Annotated in this window: 11 protein-coding genes; 4 read left to right on the forward strand and 7 right to left on the reverse strand. The window is 44.4% G+C overall.

The window, feature by feature from the left end:
* Positions 1-208: 208 nt before the first annotated feature.
* The 6 genes from WCM76_14940 to WCM76_14965 form a co-directional block, all read right to left on the reverse strand.
* Positions 209-1,861 carry a T9SS type A sorting domain-containing protein gene (locus WCM76_14940; GenBank protein ID MEI6766924.1) on the reverse strand — a complete coding sequence of 551 codons (1,653 nt, stop codon included), beginning with the start codon at positions 1,859-1,861 and terminating at the stop codon, positions 209-211.
* An 11-nt stretch (positions 1,862-1,872) separates the two neighbouring features.
* On the reverse strand, positions 1,873-3,543 hold the full coding sequence (locus tag WCM76_14945) for an aryl-sulfate sulfotransferase (protein MEI6766925.1): 1,671 nt from the start codon (positions 3,541-3,543) through the stop codon (positions 1,873-1,875).
* Between the two features lie 68 nt (positions 3,544-3,611).
* Positions 3,612-5,405: an aryl-sulfate sulfotransferase gene (locus WCM76_14950; protein ID MEI6766926.1), complete on the reverse strand. Its 1,794-nt coding sequence runs from the start codon at positions 5,403-5,405 to the stop codon at positions 3,612-3,614.
* A 65-nt stretch (positions 5,406-5,470) separates the two neighbouring features.
* The gene (locus tag WCM76_14955) at positions 5,471-7,744 is read right to left on the reverse strand and encodes a DUF1566 domain-containing protein (protein MEI6766927.1); all 2,274 of its coding nucleotides are present in this window, start codon (positions 7,742-7,744) and stop codon (positions 5,471-5,473) included.
* A 16-nt stretch (positions 7,745-7,760) separates the two neighbouring features.
* Entirely contained in the window at positions 7,761-9,446 is a 1,686-nt protein-coding gene (locus WCM76_14960; protein ID MEI6766928.1) for a T9SS type A sorting domain-containing protein, read from the reverse strand.
* A gap of 340 nt (positions 9,447-9,786) precedes the next feature.
* Positions 9,787-11,340, reverse strand: a complete 1,554-nt coding sequence (locus tag WCM76_14965) for a T9SS type A sorting domain-containing protein (GenBank protein MEI6766929.1) — start codon at positions 11,338-11,340, stop codon at positions 9,787-9,789.
* A gap of 147 nt (positions 11,341-11,487) precedes the next feature.
* Between WCM76_14965 and WCM76_14970 the strand changes: the two genes are divergently transcribed.
* The 4 genes from WCM76_14970 to WCM76_14985 all read left to right on the forward strand — a co-directional run bounded on the left by WCM76_14970 (position 11,488) and on the right by WCM76_14985 (position 17,610).
* Positions 11,488-11,799 (forward strand): nucleotidyltransferase domain-containing protein, encoded by a 312-nt coding sequence (locus WCM76_14970; GenBank protein MEI6766930.1) that lies wholly within the window; start codon positions 11,488-11,490, stop codon positions 11,797-11,799.
* A complete protein-coding gene (locus tag WCM76_14975; GenBank protein MEI6766931.1) occupies positions 11,780-12,124 on the forward strand; it encodes a HepT-like ribonuclease domain-containing protein in 345 nt (114 codons plus the stop codon). Before WCM76_14970 ends, WCM76_14975 begins: the two co-directional genes overlap by 20 nt.
* Before the next feature lie 66 nt (positions 12,125-12,190).
* Positions 12,191-14,029 (forward strand): hypothetical protein, encoded by a 1,839-nt coding sequence (locus tag WCM76_14980; GenBank protein MEI6766932.1) that lies wholly within the window; start codon positions 12,191-12,193, stop codon positions 14,027-14,029.
* An 83-nt stretch (positions 14,030-14,112) separates the two neighbouring features.
* The gene (locus WCM76_14985; protein ID MEI6766933.1) at positions 14,113-17,610 is read left to right on the forward strand and encodes a caspase family protein; all 3,498 of its coding nucleotides are present in this window, start codon (positions 14,113-14,115) and stop codon (positions 17,608-17,610) included.
* 82 nt (positions 17,611-17,692) lie between these two features.
* Here WCM76_14985 and WCM76_14990 read toward each other — a convergent pair.
* The coding region (locus WCM76_14990; GenBank protein MEI6766934.1) for a T9SS type A sorting domain-containing protein at positions 17,693-21,117 on the reverse strand (3,425 nt) is incomplete at its 5' end.

A 21,117-nucleotide genomic window follows, 5' to 3' on the forward strand; every position in this document is an offset into this window, starting at 1 on the left:
GAACGGAACGACTCGCTCCAACATATTTTCGACTCACGACTCGAACAGAACGACTAGAAGCAACATATTTTCTCCTTGCAGGCATAAAAAAGCTGCCTGTAAAAGACAGCTTTTCACGAATCAGGGAGTGCTCAGTAATGTGTGTCAAACTCCTTTTTGCAGGGTAATGCCCAAAGTCATTGGCGAAGGACATTCTCGCAGTGCCGAATTACCTGCTGATAATTACCTTTTGATACGATACCGAGGATTCCGATTTTATGCTCAAGAAATAGATGCCGTTGGCAATATCCTTTACATCGATTGTTTCAGCCTTTCCGGCAAACATATAGGCGTCTGACTGTAACAGTATCTGCCCTGTTTCATTCGTCAGACTGAACTGAACACTGCCTGTTACATCCGGCATTATGATATTCAGTTCGCCCGAAGCCGGATTCGGAAACACCTTGACTGCCGCCGCATTTTTCTGTACTGTTTCTACACCGGAAGCGCAGTTACCTATAATATAGGAAAAAGCTACCTCACCGTTATGATGAAGTCCGCCGACCGTATCAATGGGCAACCAGGCTTTCACGTAATCAACCTTGACGCAGGATGAAGAAACCGTAACGCGTATATGACCGGAGCCGTCGAGCGTATCTGAAACATAGGCATCGGCATTGGCGAGCATTCCAATCTCGTAGGTTGAATCGCTGGGCATAGGCACTTCCTGATACACCACGCTGTCAAGAACTTCATGGGCAAAAAGATGATCGTGTCCGTGAAAGAAAATATTTACGCCGTTGTTTACCATAAGCTGGTGAATGGGTTCCGCCCAGCCCGGCCGTTTGGTGGTGAACCCGTAGCTGGTGCCGTTCTGCTCATAACCACCCCATTCAAAGAATGGCGCATCGGCAACACCGCCCCTGCCCTGTCCGCGCAACTGATGAGCGAACACAAATTTAAATTTAGCGGTACTCCCTTCCAGCGTATTTTTAAACCAGTTGTACTGAGTATCGCCCATGGTCCAGTCCCAGTTTTTCGGCTTCGCGGACGTATCGCACTGATAGCGGTACACATCCAGCACTACAAATAGTGCATCGCCCCAGGTCCATGCATAGTAATTCTCGGGCTGCCCCATTCCGTATGGTTCCACCTCGGTATTTCCGCTGTAAAAATTGTTCGGATAAGGGTTCGGAAAATAAAATTTCCGCCACAGCGTACTGTACACAGCCATATTATCGGGCGGCGTTTGCGCAAGATAATAATCGAATTCACCTTCGTGATTGCCCAGACAGAAATAGTAAGGCACCGAATGACAGATGGCACCGAGTATAGGCCGGTACACCCGGTGAAGGGAATCGGCCTTGCCGGAGGTGACCTGGTCAGGATGATGGTCGTCGCCGTAAGTATCGCCCATGTCCACCATAAAATCGGGATGATCGGCCGCCTGATTATTCAGGCATACTTTGTAAAGGTTCTCACATCCCTTTTTATCATAAAGGTGCACATCGGATTCAACCGTAAAGGTGAAGGTGCTTCCCGCGGCACGCTGAGTATGAAATGTATGTTCGGCACTTGCAAGAAACGTTCCGCCACCGGAGGCACGGTAGCGCGTACGGTAATAATATTTCGTATCAGGGAGCAGATTCTGCAAATCTATTTCATCGGGAGTACCGCCTGTACTGGAAATTGTGGTTGTTGCATTCGGGTACAGTCCTGTTACCGTTCCATATTCAATAAACAGGTCAACGTTCTGGCTGAACAGCACACTTACCGTGATTGAAGTGTCAGTCGGTCTGCCGAGAATTTCGTTGTATGTCTGAGCCTTGGTCAGTCCGCATCCTGCGATAAGCAGTGTTATTATTATCAGGAATTTTTTCATTATAAAAACGATTATTGTTTAATTAATTTGAGTGTCTGAACGGAGCTGCCGCTGTTCACCTTGAGGAAATATACACCTGAAGGCAGCCCGGAAAAATCCTGTTGTTCTATAAGTGCTCCGCTCCAGACAAGCTGTCCCATCGGATTCATCATTTGATACGTCATTTCACTGTTACTATTCTGCAAAGATATTTTATTTGTGAAAGGATTGGGATACGCGGCGATGGAAGGTGCAGAATGGCCATATTCACTTACCGAAGCCGGATAGATTTCAATAAAATCTCCGGGGGTAAGTACCTTGCCTGTAAATGCGGCATATGTTGGCGGATACTTGTACACTCTGAAAATAGAATTCATTGTTTCTTCAGGTCTGACAGGATTATGGGGTACTGAATCACCCTGATGCAAAGGGCCTGTATTATCCACAGGGCTGATATATTTCCATACAACCGTCCCGGAAGCGGTCACCTCATATAATGTTCCAAAGGGACCGGCGCAGATTATAGTATTTCCATTCGGCAAACGCTCGGCACCGGAAATATCATGCGCATAAAGTGATGTCGGCGGATTTGCCTGATACGTCCATGCAGGATTTGCGGGACCATAAGCAGAACCGGCAACGATGGAATAGTTACCAAATGCATCGACCGGCGGGGTGATTTCATCAACACTTGAAAAATTGCGGTTAACGCCATTATTGAAACACAAAAGGTTTCCGGCACCCGGATTACCCGGCTTTATCCATTCCACATCGTGCTGTTCATAGTATTTCTCGTCACTCACGGTTCCTGCCTGATACGTTAAGGGATTGCCCCAGCGATACAGAAGATCGCCACCCTTTCCGAATGTTCCGCCGGCATGACCCGCAGCCTCACTTGTTGTTGTACTGTGGTCAATTACCCATGCTTCGCTGTTTCCTCTTACGCTAAGAACAATCTGGTTAAATTCCGGATTGTAATCAATGCAGTTCATGTGATTCCAGAACGCAGGCAGTTTTCGATGATCTCCGGCACAGTCTATCCTTTCAGGATGAGCACTCACATCACCAAAATTATCCTTGCTATTATCAAATTCCTGAATTAGATGGTCCCATGTGTGCCATTGCCAGACAACTGTGCCTCCGGTCGGATAGGTAGGCTGAATCTCCACAACGGCGTCGGGCAGCATATATCCGTGTTGCGCAACATCCGGCTGAAAGTTTGATGTATCAAACCCGGCCTGCAGGATTTCGGCCATCGATCTTTTCTCAACAACGAGCATAATAATATTACCATTCGGCAGACGTTTGATATCATGGTGCTGCATGTAATTCGGGGTTGAATAATCCATGGACCATACAAGACTGTCATTCCAGTTATATTCTTCAATTCTGCCGCCTTCGCCACCTCCTGTACCAAGCTGTCCCTGTGTCATACACGTACGCAGCAGGTCGCCATCCTCAAGAAGATATACCGCTTGCCCCGGAGCAAACGTACTGTGTGTCCATTCATGAATTTTGCGTCCTTCATTATCAATGAGGTACGTCATCGTATTTTGTTTGGGTGCAAACAGCGTATATCCTTTAAATGTATTGGCTGTATCATTTATAAACACTCCCAGCGTCTGGGTTTGCCCGAAATTTTTATTTCCGAAAAGGATTATCATCAACATTGCTATGGGGATGATTGATATTTTTTTATTCATAAAACCTCCTTTGTTAAAATTGTTAATCTTTATCAGGTGCTGTCGGTATTTAATCGGTAATAAAGAATTTATTTGATCAGAATCATTTGTTTGCTTTGCTGCCTGTTGTCATATTTAAGAACGTAGAAGTAGGTTCCGCTCGCAACGCGGGCTCCGCTTTGGTTAGTTCCATCCCAGGTAACGGTATATTTTCCTTTAGGATAGTTTTTATCAACGATGCTTTTCACCTGATTACCTGAAAAATCAATAATATCAACGCTTACCTGCTTACTGTCTGAAACATTGAATTCAATATTTGTGATATCAGTGAACGGATTCGGATAATTCTGGTCAAGCAAATCTTCCGGTTTCTTATATCCTTCCTGTTCTTTAAAGGAAGATAAATCTGAGGGTACATAATAATCAGGAATTGAACCGGTCATTGTACTTCCCGGTGTGAGGTCATGTCCGTCAAGCGCGGGATGTGTGCTGATATACCTGTAAGCTCTGAAAACGCCGTTATATGTGGGATAATGGTCTGTCTTGATTTTCTTAATCCCGTCTCTGGTCATCGGGTTGATGTATTCCCAGACTACGCTAGTATCTGCCGGATACACCTCAAAAAAATGACCGTCGTTCATGGAACAAACCAGTGTATTGCCATTCGGCAGGCGCTGTGCACTTGAGCCTATGGTACTGAAAAATGAGGTATTGTTCTTACTTGAAAATTTCCATACAATCTGTTTTGACACGTTCTTTTTTTCTTTCATCAGGTTATTGTCGGGTGAATTCACTACGGTGTACCCGGCTGTTGGCGGATCTACAAAATTTCCGGTATTTGTTCCCGAAGAATTCAGATAAGGATTAATCTCAATAATGTATGATTGTGCTGTCAGTTCGAAAAGATTTTGCGCATTATCGAAGACCAATAAATTTCCTGCACCCGGCAAGCCCGGTCTGATCCACTGTATGTCGTGCGAACCACCAAGCTGCTTGTGCCCGGCGGTTGCTTTTTCCCAGTTGTCATTTACCGAAGGAGGATCGCCTTTGTCGTATTTTGCAGGGTCGCCAAAGCGGTATAAAAAATCGCCGGCAGCACTTGCAGCAAGGCTGATGCTGCTGTCGGAATCATTGGGGATAAAGGTGTTGCCATGGTCAATCACATAAAATTCCCCATGAACAGAGTTAATCACAATCAAGTCCTTGTCCTGATTATAATCTAAAGAATTGCAGTGATTCCAGTCGCTTTTCACAGGATTTCCGCGCATGTTCAGATTTATTCTGCCGGGTGTATTTGCTATCACCCCGTATGTGGGTAATGCCGGATACATATCCTGAACCACATGGTTGAAGAACCACCATTCCCATATTACATTTCCCTGACGGTCAACTTCAACAATTGCATCCATCTGAGGATTGGTGTATGTCTGTGACGCATCGCAACCGGCATCAAGGCATTGCTGTGATGTCAGGTCTTTGTTTGCAATATAAATGAATGTTGAGTCACCAAGTTTCGGATTAAAGATTTTTGCAAAGTCATGATGCCCGTGATAGTTTGAACGTGATTCTGTGTATTGCCATACAACGTTCCCATTCCAATCGAGTTCTTTCCATTGATTTTGATTACTGGGATTTCCACCCACCGCATCGAGCAAAGTTCCCGCTTCGGTGAAGCGCGGATTGGTGCCTATATTCCATGTGTGAACCACCTGACCTTCCATGTCAATTAAATACGACATTCCCCGCGTTCCGAACAGGGTATAGCCATCATAGGTTTTAGAGGCATCCCAGTATCTTGTTTCGGTCTTTACTAAAAAGCTCTCCTGTGCGAATATCGTGGACGCGCAAAGAAATATCATGAATATCAACAATAGCTTTTTCATAATTGAATTATTTTGGTTTAACAACTGGTTTCATTAATACTCCAATATTGAAATCTAAAAGGCATCTATTTTATCAGCACCATCTTTTTTGTATAACACCTGCTGCCAATCTGAAGCATATACGAATATATGCCACCCGGAATTTCATGTGCATTCCATTGAACACTGTGACTCCCGTTGTTCATCGTTTCATTCACTAACGTTGCCATCAGCTGCCCGCATGAATTGAAAATTTTCAGGCTCACATTTTCAGGTTCAGATAATGTAAATCGTATGGTTGTTGATGTGCTGAACGGATTGGGGAAGTTTTGCTCCAGTTGCAATCCTTCAGGGCTATTCTCACCCACACCTGTTACCTCACTGAAGTTTCGTGCAACCCTGAAGCCTACGTGGTACCATGGATGTTTAGGATCCTGCGGTCCCCTAAAATAGGACGGATCGCGGTTAGACACTCTGGAATGCCCGTCATCGACACCATTGATAATATCGCCGTTGTACCAGTTGCCACCTTTCATACCACGGTATTTCTTACCATCAGGCATTGTTGATGCAGCAGCAGAATCAGGACCTTTAGGGTTATCATAAGGACTCACGCCATAATAATTATTCTGATACCAGTCGTATATAAACTGCCATACATTTCCTGCCATATCATAGAGTCCGAATGCATTGGCACCGTTGCCGGTCTGGTAGGAAGCGGAAGTACCCGGCCAGTTGAAATCTGATTTCTGACGCAGTGTGCCGTTATAAAATCCAACGGGAGTGGTTTGCGGGAACTGCGATGGGTTCGCAATTTCATAAGGATCCAGTGAATTGGGCCAATTGGCTTTGGTGTTATCAATATCATCACCCCAGGGATATTTATAGTACGGGTTGGTTTGACCGCCACGACCGGCATATTCCCATTCTGCTTCGGTCAACAATCGGTAGCCGTTACCGGCAAAATTGCAGGTGCGTGTCTGAAAATCGAAACAACTCTGCAGACTGTTCATAGAGCTGAGCCAGTTACAGAACGCGGCAGCGCCCCACCAGCGCACGCCCACCATCGGATGGTATGCCCTGAAATCGGCCAGCGAGAATATATTATCATGATATCTGATGCTGTAAAATGACCTGTAATTATTCAGATAGCAATAAATATCGGATCCTCCCACGGCATAAACAGCACTGTCGCCGCGCACCTGAATGGTTCCTGCAAGCAATTCATAATTCAGAAAAACAAGAAACTGCTGGTTGGTAACTGTAGTAGTCGCCACGTAAAAAGAATCAATACTCACATTATGTAAAGGAATTTCATCCGTTGGATGCACAGAGTCGGTAAAACCATGATGGTCCCCCATTTCGAAAACGGCAGCAGGGATAAGCACTTCGGAGATGTTCAGGTCGCTGTTTCGAAAACCGCCCCTGACGAGCAGCACGTGCTCACTTAAGGTTTTATCATGTTGGGTAACGATGCCATAATCAATGTTAATATCCCACGCTTTCGATGCGGTTTGAAATAAGGTTGTGGACGACCAGTAATCACCCGAATTAAGACTGACAAAATAATTTGTATCAAAAGAAGGATGGAACTTTGCAATGTCATTGAGCGATTGAAGCTCTTTGATATTCGGCAGGCGCCAATCTGATTTGCCTGCCAGCGTAGAATTGTTGGCATAGGTCAACGCATCTTCCCAGGTCATGGTATTCGCTGCCTGTATCTTCTGCCATACCAATCCGGTATAGTTATCGGTAATCGTACCATTGCCGTTATCAACAAAATGGGCAACAGAAAACGTGGTTGTAATAGGATTTCTGACAGCTCTTACATGCATTTTCTTTGTTCCGCCTGCGCTCACAGTTTCAGTTTTCGGATGTGCACCAATGCCGCCACCGGCATTCACTACCCACACTTTATTGACATCATCAGCCTGTCGTTCGCTTGTCCACCAGTATTCGGCAAGTGTTTTCTTAAAATACAATGTATCAAGGGCCGGGTTTATATGACTATAATCATTGATGCTGAACAGCTCAATGCCGGTTGGAAGGCGCCAGTCGGTATAACCGGCAAGGGTGAGATTATCGCAATACGTAGTTGCATTCTCAATCGTCATCTCACCGCCATCTGTTTTTTGCCAGATGAGACCGGTGTTGTTGTCAGTAATGGTTCCGTCTCCATTATCCGTAAATGAAAGCGGATTAATCGCAAAGTCGGCGTCCTCTCCGGCGGTTGATGTGAAGCCGCTATTCTGACCGGTTTCCGGCAGTTTGAACGGCAAAAGTTTTTGGGCTTCAGCACACATAAACATCATCATGACCAGCCCTGCGACGATAATTTTTTTTAATACTGAGTAACACATAGTGCACCTCCATTATTTAGTGAATACAAACTATTTTCATGCTCTGAAATTCATTACCGCTTGTAATACGCAAGTAATAAATCCCGGATTTAAGTTCAGGTTCATTAGAATTTAGAGGAATAGAAAAACTTCCCGGTTGACAGTGGTCATCAAAAATCACAGCAACTTCTCTTCCGAGGAAATCATGAAGAGTGATTGAAACATTGTCAGCTTTTTGCAATGAAAAATTTACCAATGTTTGAATATTGAATGGATTCGGTGAAACATTTACACGTAATTCATTTTTATCAGGCAATTCAGCAAAACCATTCTGAAGCGTATCGTAGCAATTAATCGCACCGATACTGTATGATTCGGAAATATCTTTATTATGAAGTGTCCCCGTTTCCTGCGAAGGTCTCAGGGCGCGCACATAATCTACGGTAACACTGTCGGGCGAAACGCGCACGCGTAAATGTCCTGAGTTGGGAATGATAACACCATTCAAATAACCGTAATCAATTGCCTGAGGGATATTATTAAAACTGGGCAAACCGGGTTGCGGCACTTCCTGATAAATTAAACAATTTTGCTGCTGCTCGGCAAAAAGGTGGTCGTGCCCGTGAAAGAAAATATTGACATGGTTTTCTTTCAGCAATTCCTTGATTGGCTTATACCAGCCCGGTCTGTTGGCTGCCCATCCATCGGTGCTGTCAATATTCTGCCCTCCCCATTCGTAGAAGTTCGCCCACTCGGCACCACCGCGTCCTTCGGCATTTCCACCCACCAGTTGATGAATGAATACAAATTTGAACGTCGAAGACGAGCTTTCAAGGGTGTATTTTAACCAGTCGTATTGCTGTTTTCCTAAGGCCCATCGCCAGCAGTTCAGGCTGTCGGGCTTGGGCTTTGTGTTCCAGTAAGGATCCAGAACGATGAAAAGCGCATCGCCCCATTCCCACGAATAATATGCTTCACGCTGACCCACATAATTGTAATGTGTTGTATCGCCTGCGTAAAAATTATCGGGCACGGGATTCATAAAATACTTCTTACGGTATTTGGTATCCCACACAGCCATATTCTTTGAGGTGCCGTTATTGTACCAGCCCGCCTCACCTTCATGGTTGCCGAGTACAATGTATAAGGGCACGCTGTGGCACAGCGATTCGTAAAACGAACGCAGCAATTTGCAGCGGTATGGAATGGTATCTTCAGGAACATGATTGCTTGAGTCTTTCAGCTTATCAGTCATAAGAAAGTCGCCGAGTTCAATCATAAAATCAGGTGCATCCTCAAATTGATTTCTCAGGCAGCGTCGGTACAATGCGGTATCGGTCTGCGCATCCAGATGCGGATCAGCCTGAACGGTGAACGTAAACGATTCGCCCTGCGGTCTTGCCGTGTGAAAGGTATATTCAGGTCTTTCAACAATATTGATGCTTCCCGGTTTCCGATAGCGAAGCTTATAAAAATATTTGGTGTCGGGAAGCAGCCCCGTCAGATTCACTACCGCAACAGCTTCACCGGTAGAATCAGGAAATACGGATTGCCAAAGTGTAGAATCCGTGTAAACACCACTTGTGGTTCCGTAATCAGCACGGACTTCAACAGCCGTATCAAATATTGCCTTGATTGAAATGCCTGTTCTGCCCGGGCGACCGAGCATTTCGGTATGCGTGATATTTTGCCCGAAGGAAAATGAATAAAAAAGAAGAGACAAAATTAACGTAGTAAGACTTCTGTGCATGCGCCTGATTTGATGGGTTCAAATCTTATACACATGAAACGGGAAATACCCTTATCGCAATCAAAAAATAAATATTTGCGCGAATCGAGACTTGAAAAAACACCTCTGTGGTTCTCTGTGCCATCTCTGTGAACCTCTGTGCAATAATAACAAACTAACACGGAGTCTTACAGCCTTGCCTACCTAACTGCAGGCACAGAAAAATAAAAGCCTTTCTACATTGATTATCATTGGTGTAATACAGAATAACCAGAGATTTAAATAGAACAGACTCGACGCAACTTCCTGAATATTCTAAAAACAACGTTGAGATTTAGTTCTTGACGAATGGTTTGACAGTGCGCCCATTTTCGCTGACCAGTTCGAGAAAGTACATCCCGACAGGAACGTCTTTAACACTGATTTTCCCGGAAAGTACTGACTTTTGAATACTTATATTTCTGCCCGTTACGTCGAAAAGATTTACGCTTACCAAATTATCCGGATCGAAGTAAATGTAATCAAAAGCCGGATTTGGCCAAACCAAAAACTGCGCAGCTCCAATATCGTCAATACCATTGCTTCCGGTCACTTTGATAATCCATCCGTCGGCGCTGCCATGATTCAGGGTAACATCATAATCGGTTGAATAGGTAAAGCCTGTTACCACAAATACTCCGGCACTTTCTTCATAAATGCGGAAACTTTCATCCTGATCATTACCACCATAACATCCCTGCCATTGAAGCGTTCCGCTGCCATTCACCTTCGCCACCCAAAAATCGGGATTGAACAGGGCAGAATGAAAACCGGTGACATCACCATCGGTAGAGTTGGTAAGGCCGCACATGGCATAGCCACCGTCGAGGGTAGCGACGAGTCCGTTCGCCTGGTCGTCGCCGCTGCCGCCGTAACATTTTGCCCAGTTCAGTGTGCCGTTGGTATTGAGCTTCACTAACCAGAAGTCATCCTGTCCCTGCGGACTGTGATGTCCGGTAACGTCGCCATTATTTTGTGTGCTGGTATATCCTAAAACAGCGTAACTGTTGTCGGCGAGCTGCACAACCGAATTTCCTTCTTCAGTTTCAGAACCGCCAAAACACTTCGCCCATTCAATGGAAAAAGCAGCCGTAAGTTTTGCAACAAGCATATCCGAACCTGCGTGATATCCAGTAGCATCGCCATCAGCCGAATACGAACGGCCACATATCACGACACCATTATCGGAGGTAAGCTTCATGTCAATGCCTTCTTCATAATCGCTTCCGCCTATGCATTTCTGCGCAAGAAGATTCAAAGAAGTATCCATTTTTATAACCCAGCAGTCTGATTGATATGTGCCGTGATTGCCGCTCACATCACCATCGTACGAATAGGTTGTTCCTGCAACATACAAGTTGTCATCCTGAGTTAGTGTAATCGCAATGCCTTCGTCATCAGAAGTTCCGCCATAGCATTTGCTGTTCATAAGGGTGCCCGACGCACTCAGCCTGAGCACCCACATATCGGAGCTGTAAGTACCGTGATGCCCGGTAACATCGCCATCGAAAGAGTCGGTCCATCCGCAAACAAAAAAGCCGCCATCAGCCGTTTGTACGAGGTCAAATCCTTCTTCGTCCTGAGTACCGCCAAAAAGATACGACCATTGAATTGCGCCGGCAGCAGTTGCTTTTGCAACCCAGATATCGTTTTGTCCGTGGTTTCCGCTTACATCGCCATCGGTTGATTCCGACGAACCCACAAAGGCAAACCCGCCATCGCTTGTAGGAATCGTTTTTTGAATGTATTCATGTCCGCTGCCGCCAAAGGTCTTTTGCCATGCAATGCCCTGCTGGGCGAACGCGCTTACTGATATTGTCAGAGCCAGAATAAACGTAAATGTTCTCATGCTGATTTTTTTTTCAAAGATGGGAAAAATATTAAGAAGTACGATGTTTGCTATTTCAAAATTTACCGCTGAACCGGAATAAAAAATCAGTGGTACAATTATTTTCGTATCTGTTTGCTTATATTTGTAGAACGAAATAAGCGGTTTATGAGATTCAGAAAGTCCGAAATTGATAAGATTACCATGCTATGTTACAACCATAGTGTGAATGAACTGTATCTTTTTGGATCAGCACTCACATCTGAGTTTACTGAAAAAAGCGATATCGATTTGCTTGTTCGGTTCTCAGAGGTAAAGGCAGATGACTACTTCAATAATTATATGGACCTCAAAGAAAAACTTGAAGAATTATTCATGAGACCTGTAGACCTTGTTGAAGACCAGGCTATCAGGAATCCAGTATTCAGAAAAATAGTTGACCGCGATAAACACTTGCTCTATGGAAGAAAAACTGCTTAAGTGTTTGTACGATATTAAAAATGCCATCTCGGAAATCGATTCATTCATTGCATCACAGCAGCAGGACTTCGATAAGTATTCGGGGAATATGTTATTAAAGCGGGCAATTGAACGCGACCTTGAAATTATTGGTGAAGCAATTAGTCGTTTGCTCAAAGAAGATCCGGCATTCCCGATTGAAAATGCAAGAAGGATTATCGGACTCCGCAACCAGATTATACATAGTTATGATGTAATTTCAGATGAAAATATATGGTCAGTAATAACAGTCCATATCCCCAAATTAAAGGCAGAGGTTGAAGCCCTTATCGGTTCGGTCGAATAAAAATAATACAGCACAGAATCATCGTAGTCCCGGCATTTTCCGTTACTTTGCCGTACAATAGATTCTATGGTACAAATTACAGCAGCGTTTTCACGAAAAGAGAAAATTTTTCTTTGGGTATTTTTCCTGATACTGTATGCGTATCTGTGGCTGCGTGCGGCATGGGTGCCTTTCACACACGATGAAGCTGCTACATTTTTCTTCTATATTCAACCCGGAAATTTCCTTCCCTGGCTATCACACTGGGACGCCAATAACCATATTCTGAACTCAGGTCTGTCAGCATTTTTCTTTAGAATTTTCGGTTCTTCAGAATTGTCGCTGCGACTTTCGAACCTGCTGTTTTTTCCATTATTCTTTTACTATTGTGTGAGAATTTCAGCCCGTCTCGAACTCAAAAGCCTGCGGTTGCCTATGATTGCAGTACTATGCCTGACACATCATTTCATTCAGTTCTTTGCGCTGTCGCGTGGCTACGGAATGTCGTTCGCTTTGCTGCTTGCCGCCTTGTATCATATCATGCAGCTTTCCGAAAGGCATTCTGCAAAGGATATCTGGCTCACGCTACTGTTTATTATAACAGCCTGCATGGCCAATCTCACATTGCTTCCCACAACGGTGATGATTCTGGCCTATATAACTCTGCTGTTCTTTTTCAGGATACATGAACAGGGCAGATTGAAATTTCTTTTTCATACAGCTTTTGCTGTTATCACAGGAATGGCTTTTGTTGTTGTGCTTGCGAAGTACATGTTCGAACTTAAAAAGCGCGGCTGCCTGTATTACGGCTCTTCCGACGGCTTCTGGCAAGTGACTGTCCGCAGTATTTCCTTTACGCTTACCGATACCAACAGCATGATTATACCTATTGTTTTCGCTGCACTTTTTTTGATACTATTCGCTGCTGCAGCGTATCTGTTTTTTTCCACCAAAGGAATGAAACGCTTTGTATTGCCCGGATTGCTTCCGTTCTGGCTGTTGTCGGGAAACATAGCAGCCATCATTTTTTTAGGTAAAGTAATGCATGTGAATTACCCTGAAGACCGCACCGGATTCTACCTGTATATTCTGCTGGTCATTGGTCTTTTCACTGTAACAGATAAAGTCATCACCCAAAGTAAACGAAGCATTTTTTCCCTTGCAATTGTACCCTTATTGTTTTTTCCGCTGCATTTTCTGTGGTCGGCAAATTTCTCCGATGCCCGTATGATTACGACCGGACGCATCCCGTCACGCTTTCTCGACAAAGTGAGCAACGACCAAAAGCCGGGGCAGATGCCTTTGCTGGTCGGTGGCCGCGAACAGCGCACACTCTGCTGGAGCTACCAGAATTACAGGCATAAAGGCACACTTGGCACGGTGCAGGTATGGAATTTTCTTTCCGAAACGGAAGATTACCAAATACTGCGCAAGGATGATTTTGAAAAAGTAACACTGTATTATGACAGTATTGATTACGATAAAAACTCAGAGCTGTACCTGCTGAAACGAAAAAGCCGCATTGTTTACGAACCTCTTGATACCATAAGCATCAACAGTGAAGACCATCATGGCAGCGGAAGTGAATTTTCAAACCTGTTCAGTTTCAAGACCGATAGCCTTTCGGGAAGATCCGTATTGCTTGATTTCAATTTGAACGTAATCAGCCCCGACCGGCCTTTTGATGCACGGCTTGTTGCTACGGCAGGCAACAGCTCAGGCAAAGACATTATTTACGCAAATATTTGTTTCAACTGGCTTAAGCAGGTTTATCAAGGCAATCAACCGAATTTCCGTCAGGGTATTTTATTGGCAAAACTCCCGCCGGACGCGAAAATCATCACGGTGTACATCTGGAACCTCAGCAGGAAAACCTTTGATATTAAAGGCAACTGTACCGTGAGCATAAGTCATGAGAACAAGTAAAACACCTTTCATTCATACAATTTTCAAATTTGATTTTAAAGATATTCTTATATTTGAATATCCCAAATTCAAAACTGCTGCGTATGATTATGAAACGTTATTACTACGCTTTATTGCTGCTCATTGTTCTTCCCCTGATTTCAACGGCACAAAACCTCAACTTCGTCCCGCAGCTTGGGTTCAAAGGTTATGCAGATCTTTTCTTCACCCCTGACGGAAAATACATCATCAGCCATCAGCAAAATGAAAATACAATTATTGTGTGGGATGCAGGTCTTTCAAAAGAAGTGCACCATATGAAAGGGAAATTTCCGGCAGTAAGTCCCGATAGCCGATACCTGGCATTTCTCGACAATAAAATCTTGAAAATCTATGAACTCACGAGCGGAAATACCGTCACAACAACGGTGAAGGCAGCTCCCAATGATGCTTCAATGCCTTATCCAAAAGACTTTCTGACATTTTCACCCGAATCGGATTATATTGCAGTGAGCGGCACGGCTACAAAACCTGAAGTTATTGTTTATGGCCTTAGCGGGAAAAATACCGCATTCAGAACTCCCGGTTTCAACCCCGTATTTCTGAACGACAGAACATCGGTGGTTTATTCATTGCAGAATAAAATTACGAAACGTGATTTGAATTCACAGGCTGTTGCATCCATTATTTGTGCCGGAAAGGTTATCTGCATTTCTGCTATTCCATCCGGGAATGAATTGCTTGTGATTGCAGAAAAGAATAATGATTCCATCAGCATTATGAGACTGGACGCGGCAAACATGAAGCTGACAGCAACAGCAGGATTACGCATGGGCGATTGCTACGCGGGAACAACAATATTAAACTTGAGTTACCTTGGAGATTCAATAGCCTTGATACAGCAGCGGAATCATTATCCCGTTTTATGGAATGTAGCCAGAAACAGGATATACAGAGATAACATCGAGATGGATTATGCGCTGATGTATCCTAAAAATAATGTTCTGTATCAATGGTTCGACGGCAGTATCAATTTTGATGCCTCAGGATATTGCCTGGAAGATACCGTTGGCCGCATTATAGCTGCTGATATAAAATCAGGCACTCCCATTTTCAATCAAGGGCTTTATTGCAAATCTTACTTTCAGAATATGGCATTGCATCCGTCGCTGCCTGTACTGGCAAGCGGTGCAAGTTCCCGCATTGTGCTGAACGACCTCGCCATGAATCCGAAAAGCGAATTATCCGGGTTTAATTTCGACCTGCGAAATATGTTTTTTAATCCCGCAAATAATGATTTAATAACCTTGACACAATACTACCTGACCTCATTTTCTCTTGATAAAATAAACATCAGAGACCTGATGTACGCCGCTGATATGGCGTTTGCGGCAAACGAAAAAAAGATGTACATGCTCGACGGTGATATCTACATACTCGATTCTGCCTACAACATTACCGATACCATTTTTACCGAACAGGGAACCTATCGCGATTCCCGCCTGAGCCTCAGCGACAACGACAAAGTGCTTGCCACGTACAATGGAAATACAATTTTCACCTACGACCCGCTTACAAAAGCTGAAATCACTCATTTTGACATAGCCTGCTTCTGGGATAAAGGAGTTTCTACGCCCCTGCTTGATATGGCAGTGTCGCCAACAGGCCATTATATGTTTTACATATATACTCCCGGCACCGAACGGACATGCCCCGAAGGAGGACTTCTGCTCACCGACCTTCAGAAAGAGCCCGGAAAATCAATACTTCCGGAACATAAAAATCTTGGAGACAGCGACTATGACTTTGACTTTGAACCCGCAGCCATGTTTACAGCCGACGAAAAATATTTGCTGTACATAAAATCAGATCTTAAAACCATCTGCTGGTTTGACCTTGCTCAACAAATTGTCACACGTAAAGTGGTGAGCAAAGATGAGATGTCCGGACTCGCCCCTGTCCCGGGCAGCACATCGTTTTTAGTGCTTGGCAACGGAAAAATAAATGTACGCAGCATCACCACCGGAGAAATAATAAACAGTTACAACATCGGCAGTTCACCCTTCACCATGGCACGCTTCAATAAAAGTATGACACTGCTGGCACTCGGAACCTCAGACAATTCCATCATTTTATTCGACTGGAAACAAAAGAAAAAAATTGCAACGCTGATGACAGCCTACGGAAGAGCGCTGATTTATACCGACGACAATTACTATTTCTCATCAAAGGAAATGTTGGATGCGATAGCGTTTCAGGCCGGTGGAAAAGCATACAACTTTGAGCAGTTCGATATTCAGTACAACCGTCCCGACATCATTCTGGAGCGTCTCGGAATTGCCGACACCCAACTGATAGATGCCTACAAAAAAGCGTACGACAAGCGTTTAAGAAGAATGGATGTGAACCCGTTGGAGTTCACGCCCGATTATCATATCCCGGAGCTTGATATCCTCAATCAGCAAGACATTCCGTTGAACACAAAAGAACAGGAACTCAATATAAATATTTCGGCACGAGACAAAAAATACAAACTTGAGAGCTTCAATGTCTGGGTGAATGACGTCCCGCTCTACGGTCGTGCAGGTTGCGATATTAAATACATGAATTCGGATTCATTGGTACGTACAATAAAAATCCCATTATCCGTGGGCAGGAACAGCATACAGCTATCATGTACAAATCGTTTGGGAATTGAAAGCCGCAAGGCAGCATTTAATATCCGGTATGAAAAAACGGGCATTCAAAAGCCGGATCTGTATTTAATAACCATTGGCGTTGCCGATTATCATGACGAAAACATCAATCTGAAATATCCGGTTAAGGACGGGCGCGATATCACGGCATTATACACGGACAGGAATGCAGCCGCTAAAGAAAACTTCAACCGTATTATTATCGACAGCCTGTATAACGGTCAAGCCACAAGAGAAAATATTCTGGCATTGAAGAAAAAACTGTTGAGTACAACGGTTGACGATGTAGTCATCGTTTCGGTGTCGGGGCACGGACTTCTTGACAAGAATCTTGATTTCTATTATGCAACCAGCGATATTGATTTCGCAAACCCATCAGCAAAAGGTTTGAAATACGAAGAACTCGAAAACCTCCTCGACAGCATTCCTTCAAGACAGAAACTATTGCTGGTGGATGCCTGCCATTCGGGCGAAGTAGATAAAGACGCAGGAACTATTATCGAAAGCCTGACAAAGCCAACAACAGCATCTGCCGACACCCTGCATATTTATGCTTCGAAAGGAGTTGTATTAAACCGCTCAACTTCCGGATTGGGTTTAAATAAAACGTTTGAATTGATGCAGATGATGTTTACCGACCTCAGCAAAGGAACAGGAACTGTGGTGATATCTGCTGCGGCAGGCACAGGCGTTGCCATTGAAGGCGAGCAATGGAAGAACGGTGTGTTTACATACGCGCTGATCAACGGCCTGAAAAATAAACTGGCCGATAACAATGAAGACGGTGAAGTAAGAATCTGGGAGATTAAAACCTATGTTGCCAATGAAGTTGAAAAGCTTACCAACGGAGTTCAGAAACCGACCATGCGCACAGAAAATCTCGATTCAAACTGGAGGATTTGGTAGCGATTCTCATGTAATAAAATGACCTGAACTTGAGAAATTCAGCTTGCAGAAAGCATAACTAAAATGGTCGTATACGCCTTCATCAGTACAGAACAATTTTTTTATTGATGGTAGTGCCCTTATCAATACCCTGCAAATAATAGACTCCGGAAGGCAAGTTTAAATCAACAGTAATATGTCCCATATCATCAAACGACAGAATACGGATCAGCTGACCCATGCTATTCACAATATTCAGCTCAACGCCGGGTGTGGCGCCAATAACAGTTATCCAGCCATCCGTAGGATTTGGGAACAGCTCCACCTGACTTTCATTTCCGTTACAATCGCTTCTAACAGGACCGTAGATATAACTCATACCGTCGAAATCAAACTGTTTTAGCCGCAGATAAAATCCGCCTTCCTTCTGTTCGGGCAGCAGGTATGAGTATGTTCTGAGTTCGTTAGAATTCCCTGCTGCCGCAACTTTGCCTTCACTTTTCCACGTAAGCAGGTCGTCGCTTGATTCTATTTCAAAATAATTGCTGTTAGTTTCTGATGCCGTCAGCCATTGAATGTTTACAACATTATCTGTACAACCTGCTTCAAAATTAACAATAGTAACAGGCAGCGGCGTATTCACGGAAGTGCCAAATGTGAATGGGCTGTACGAACTTACGCCCGCACTTTTTATCCATCCATCACTAACGGTACCACCTTTTTGTCCTGTTTTTGTCATCCATTTATTGGTTCCGCCACAATCTTCCCAGTGAATCAGTTCAGTCTGCACAAGCGAATAAATATTGCTGCGCGTACCGTCTTTCCAGTAAAGCGTTACCTGGGGATGCGCATTGTCGGTAGTAACATCCCAGTATTCAACCGTATTTGCATGATCAAGTCCGCCACCATTACACAAATCAGCCGGGTCGCTGCTGTTTGGTGCTGCAGCAGCATAATATACCGCAGTTATCGATGAATTTACTGAAGGTGCATCAATACCGAGAGGCGCCCAGTAACAATCTCCAATCGGAAAAATAAAAGCATCATTACCCTGTTTCACAACTTCTCCGTTCACATAACTGCCGGCATTGCCACTGTTGCATACAGCATTATCGGGAACAGTGAATCTGGCCGAGGGCACCCCATAATTAAGCACGCCCTGAATAAAGGCAGCACTGTCAGTGAACGTAAGATTATCCTGAAGCGTAATATCGTTGCAACCTGCCGCCGTATTATCGAATACAACTTTGTAGAACGCTGCACCATTCATTTTAATGGATTGCGTTAAATTACCATCAAAAACTATTTTAGAAACACCGGGGATGAACGAGCCATTATTAATAAAATCGCCGCTTATTTTCAGAACATCATTGCCAACAATGCTCAGAGAGTTTCCGGGATTAACAAACAAATCATGCAATTGCAGGGTTGAGTTGGCATCAAGCGTGGTCGAGCCTTTAAAATTTACGCTGCCCTTATTGGGAATAAAAACCGAACCGGCTTCCATAACCCAGTTTCCATAAACATCAATGGCATTAGAGTCTTGTAATGCAAGCATGGCACCGGAAGCAATGAACAAACTGTCGCAGTGCGCTCCGGCGGCTGTTATCACCGGCTGATGCGGCATTCCCGACGGAATACTGACGTTTGCACCTGCCAGAGGTACTTGCCCTCCCGACCAGTTAGCGCTTACATTCCAGTTAGAATCAACCACTCCTATCCAGCTTTGCGGACAGGCACTCACACTCATGCTGACGCTGTTTGATGTTGCTGTTGAAGAATAAACACAGGTTTCGTTTGAAGTTAATACACATAAAACCTGATCGCTGTTTGAAGGTTGATATGAAAATGTTGAACTGTTTAAGCCCTGATTGCTGCCATTCACTTTCCACTGATATACCGGAGTCGTGCCACCGGCTGAAATATTTGCTGTATAGCTGTCGCTGAATCCCAGGCAAGAAGGATTTGCTGATGCGGAAACCGAGATTGAAGGTGTCAGCATAGGGTTAACAGTCATAGTAACAGCGTTGGAGGTGGCTATCGCGGGACTCGCGCAGTTTGCATTTGAGGTCATCACACATAAAACAACATCATTATTCGCAAGTGCAGCATTTACGTAGGTGCCAGCATTAGTACCCACATCAATTCCGTTACGTTTCCACTGATATGAAGGAGTTCCTCCATTGATGGGTGATGCAATAAAAGTTACAGCAGTACCGGCACAAATAGCACCGGCAATCGATGGGTTTATTGAAACAGATGGCACAACAACGGGTGTAACGGTCATTGTAATGGAATTCGATGTTGCCGTGGCAGGACTGACACAACTGGCATTGGAAGTCATCACACATAAGATAACATCATTGTTTGCAAGACCGGCATTCACATATGAAATACTGTTTGAGCCCACGTTGCTTCCGTTCAGTTTCCATTGATACACCGGAGTTCCGCCATTGGTAGGTGCTGCGGTAAAAGTAACCGCTGTTCCGGCGCACACACTGCCTGTCGGCGATGGCGATGCTGAAATAAGTACCGACGGAGTTATCGCAGGATTCACAGACATGGTAAGTGCATTGGATGTCGCAACCGAAGGGCTGGCACAACTTGAATTTGAGGTGAGCACACAGCTTACAATATCATTGTTCGACAAAGTGGTTGTTGTGTATGAAAGGCTATTATAGCCCACGTTAACCCCATTTACTTTCCATTGCAAGGTGCTTGTTCCGGCATTGACCGGGGCAGCCGTAAAGGTAACCGGCGTACCGGCACAAGTAGTTCCTGAAGGATTGGCTGCAATACTGATACTTATTGAAAGAACCGATGGTTGACCGTTGTTCGTAACCGTTACATCTTTAATCAGGCAATGACTCCATTTTTTAGAATCATCTTTAACTCGGATATAAAGTTTATGAGCGCCTGTGGTAAGACCGCATAATGCCACAACTGAATTCTCATCAATAACCGTATTTATCATCGTAATCGGCAACGATTGCCCGGCTCCAAATCCGGGATCGGTATCCCAAAAATACTCGGCGGCCACAATTAACGGAACCATGCTCACAGTGTTGGCCGTTATCCAAACAGGACTGCTATAGCTGTGACTCCACCTGCCGCTGTTGTCTTTTGTACGAATATACACGCGATGAATGCCCAACGGTAATCCGGTGGTATTCATAACCTGAGTCAGGTCTATTACGTTTCCTGAAATGGCAGATAAGGCAGTACCGCTTCCAAATCCGGGATCGGTATCCCAAAAATATTCACCGGATACTATCAATGGATTCGTAACCGAAACCGGTGGCGTTATCCATACAGGACTGCTGTACGTATGGCTCCATTTGGCATTGTCGTCTTTAGTACGAATATACAAACGATGAATACCAAGGGTTAAACCCGAAGTGCTCATAATCTGGGTCAGGTCTATCACATTTCCTGAAATGGAAGATAAGGCAGTACCACTTCCAAAACCCGGATCGGTATCCCAAAAATATTCGCCTGAAACTATTAATGGATTCGAACCGGAAACAG

It is taken from the genome of Bacteroidota bacterium (genome assembly GCA_037133915.1).
Classification (GTDB): domain Bacteria; phylum Bacteroidota; class Bacteroidia; order Bacteroidales; family CAIWKO01; genus JBAXND01.

What these genes read in the sequence shown, in the direction of transcription:
- WCM76_14940 (MEI6766924.1), bottom strand. Translation starts at nt 1,861, where the DNA reads ATGAAAAAATTCCTGATAATAATAACACTGCTTATCGCAGGATGCGGA.
- WCM76_14945 (MEI6766925.1), bottom strand. Translation starts at nt 3,543, where the DNA reads ATGAATAAAAAAATATCAATCATCCCCATAGCAATGTTGATGATAATC.
- WCM76_14950 (MEI6766926.1), bottom strand. Translation starts at nt 5,405, where the DNA reads ATGAAAAAGCTATTGTTGATATTCATGATATTTCTTTGCGCGTCCACG.
- WCM76_14955 (MEI6766927.1), bottom strand. Translation starts at nt 7,744, where the DNA reads ATGTGTTACTCAGTATTAAAAAAAATTATCGTCGCAGGGCTGGTCATG.
- WCM76_14965 (MEI6766929.1), bottom strand. Translation starts at nt 11,340, where the DNA reads ATGAGAACATTTACGTTTATTCTGGCTCTGACAATATCAGTAAGCGCG.
- WCM76_14970 (MEI6766930.1), top strand. Translation starts at nt 11,488, where the DNA reads ATGAGATTCAGAAAGTCCGAAATTGATAAGATTACCATGCTATGTTAC.
- WCM76_14975 (MEI6766931.1), top strand. Translation starts at nt 11,780, where the DNA reads ATGGAAGAAAAACTGCTTAAGTGTTTGTACGATATTAAAAATGCCATC.
- WCM76_14980 (MEI6766932.1), top strand. Translation starts at nt 12,191, where the DNA reads ATGGTACAAATTACAGCAGCGTTTTCACGAAAAGAGAAAATTTTTCTT.
- WCM76_14985 (MEI6766933.1), top strand. Translation starts at nt 14,113, where the DNA reads ATGATTATGAAACGTTATTACTACGCTTTATTGCTGCTCATTGTTCTT.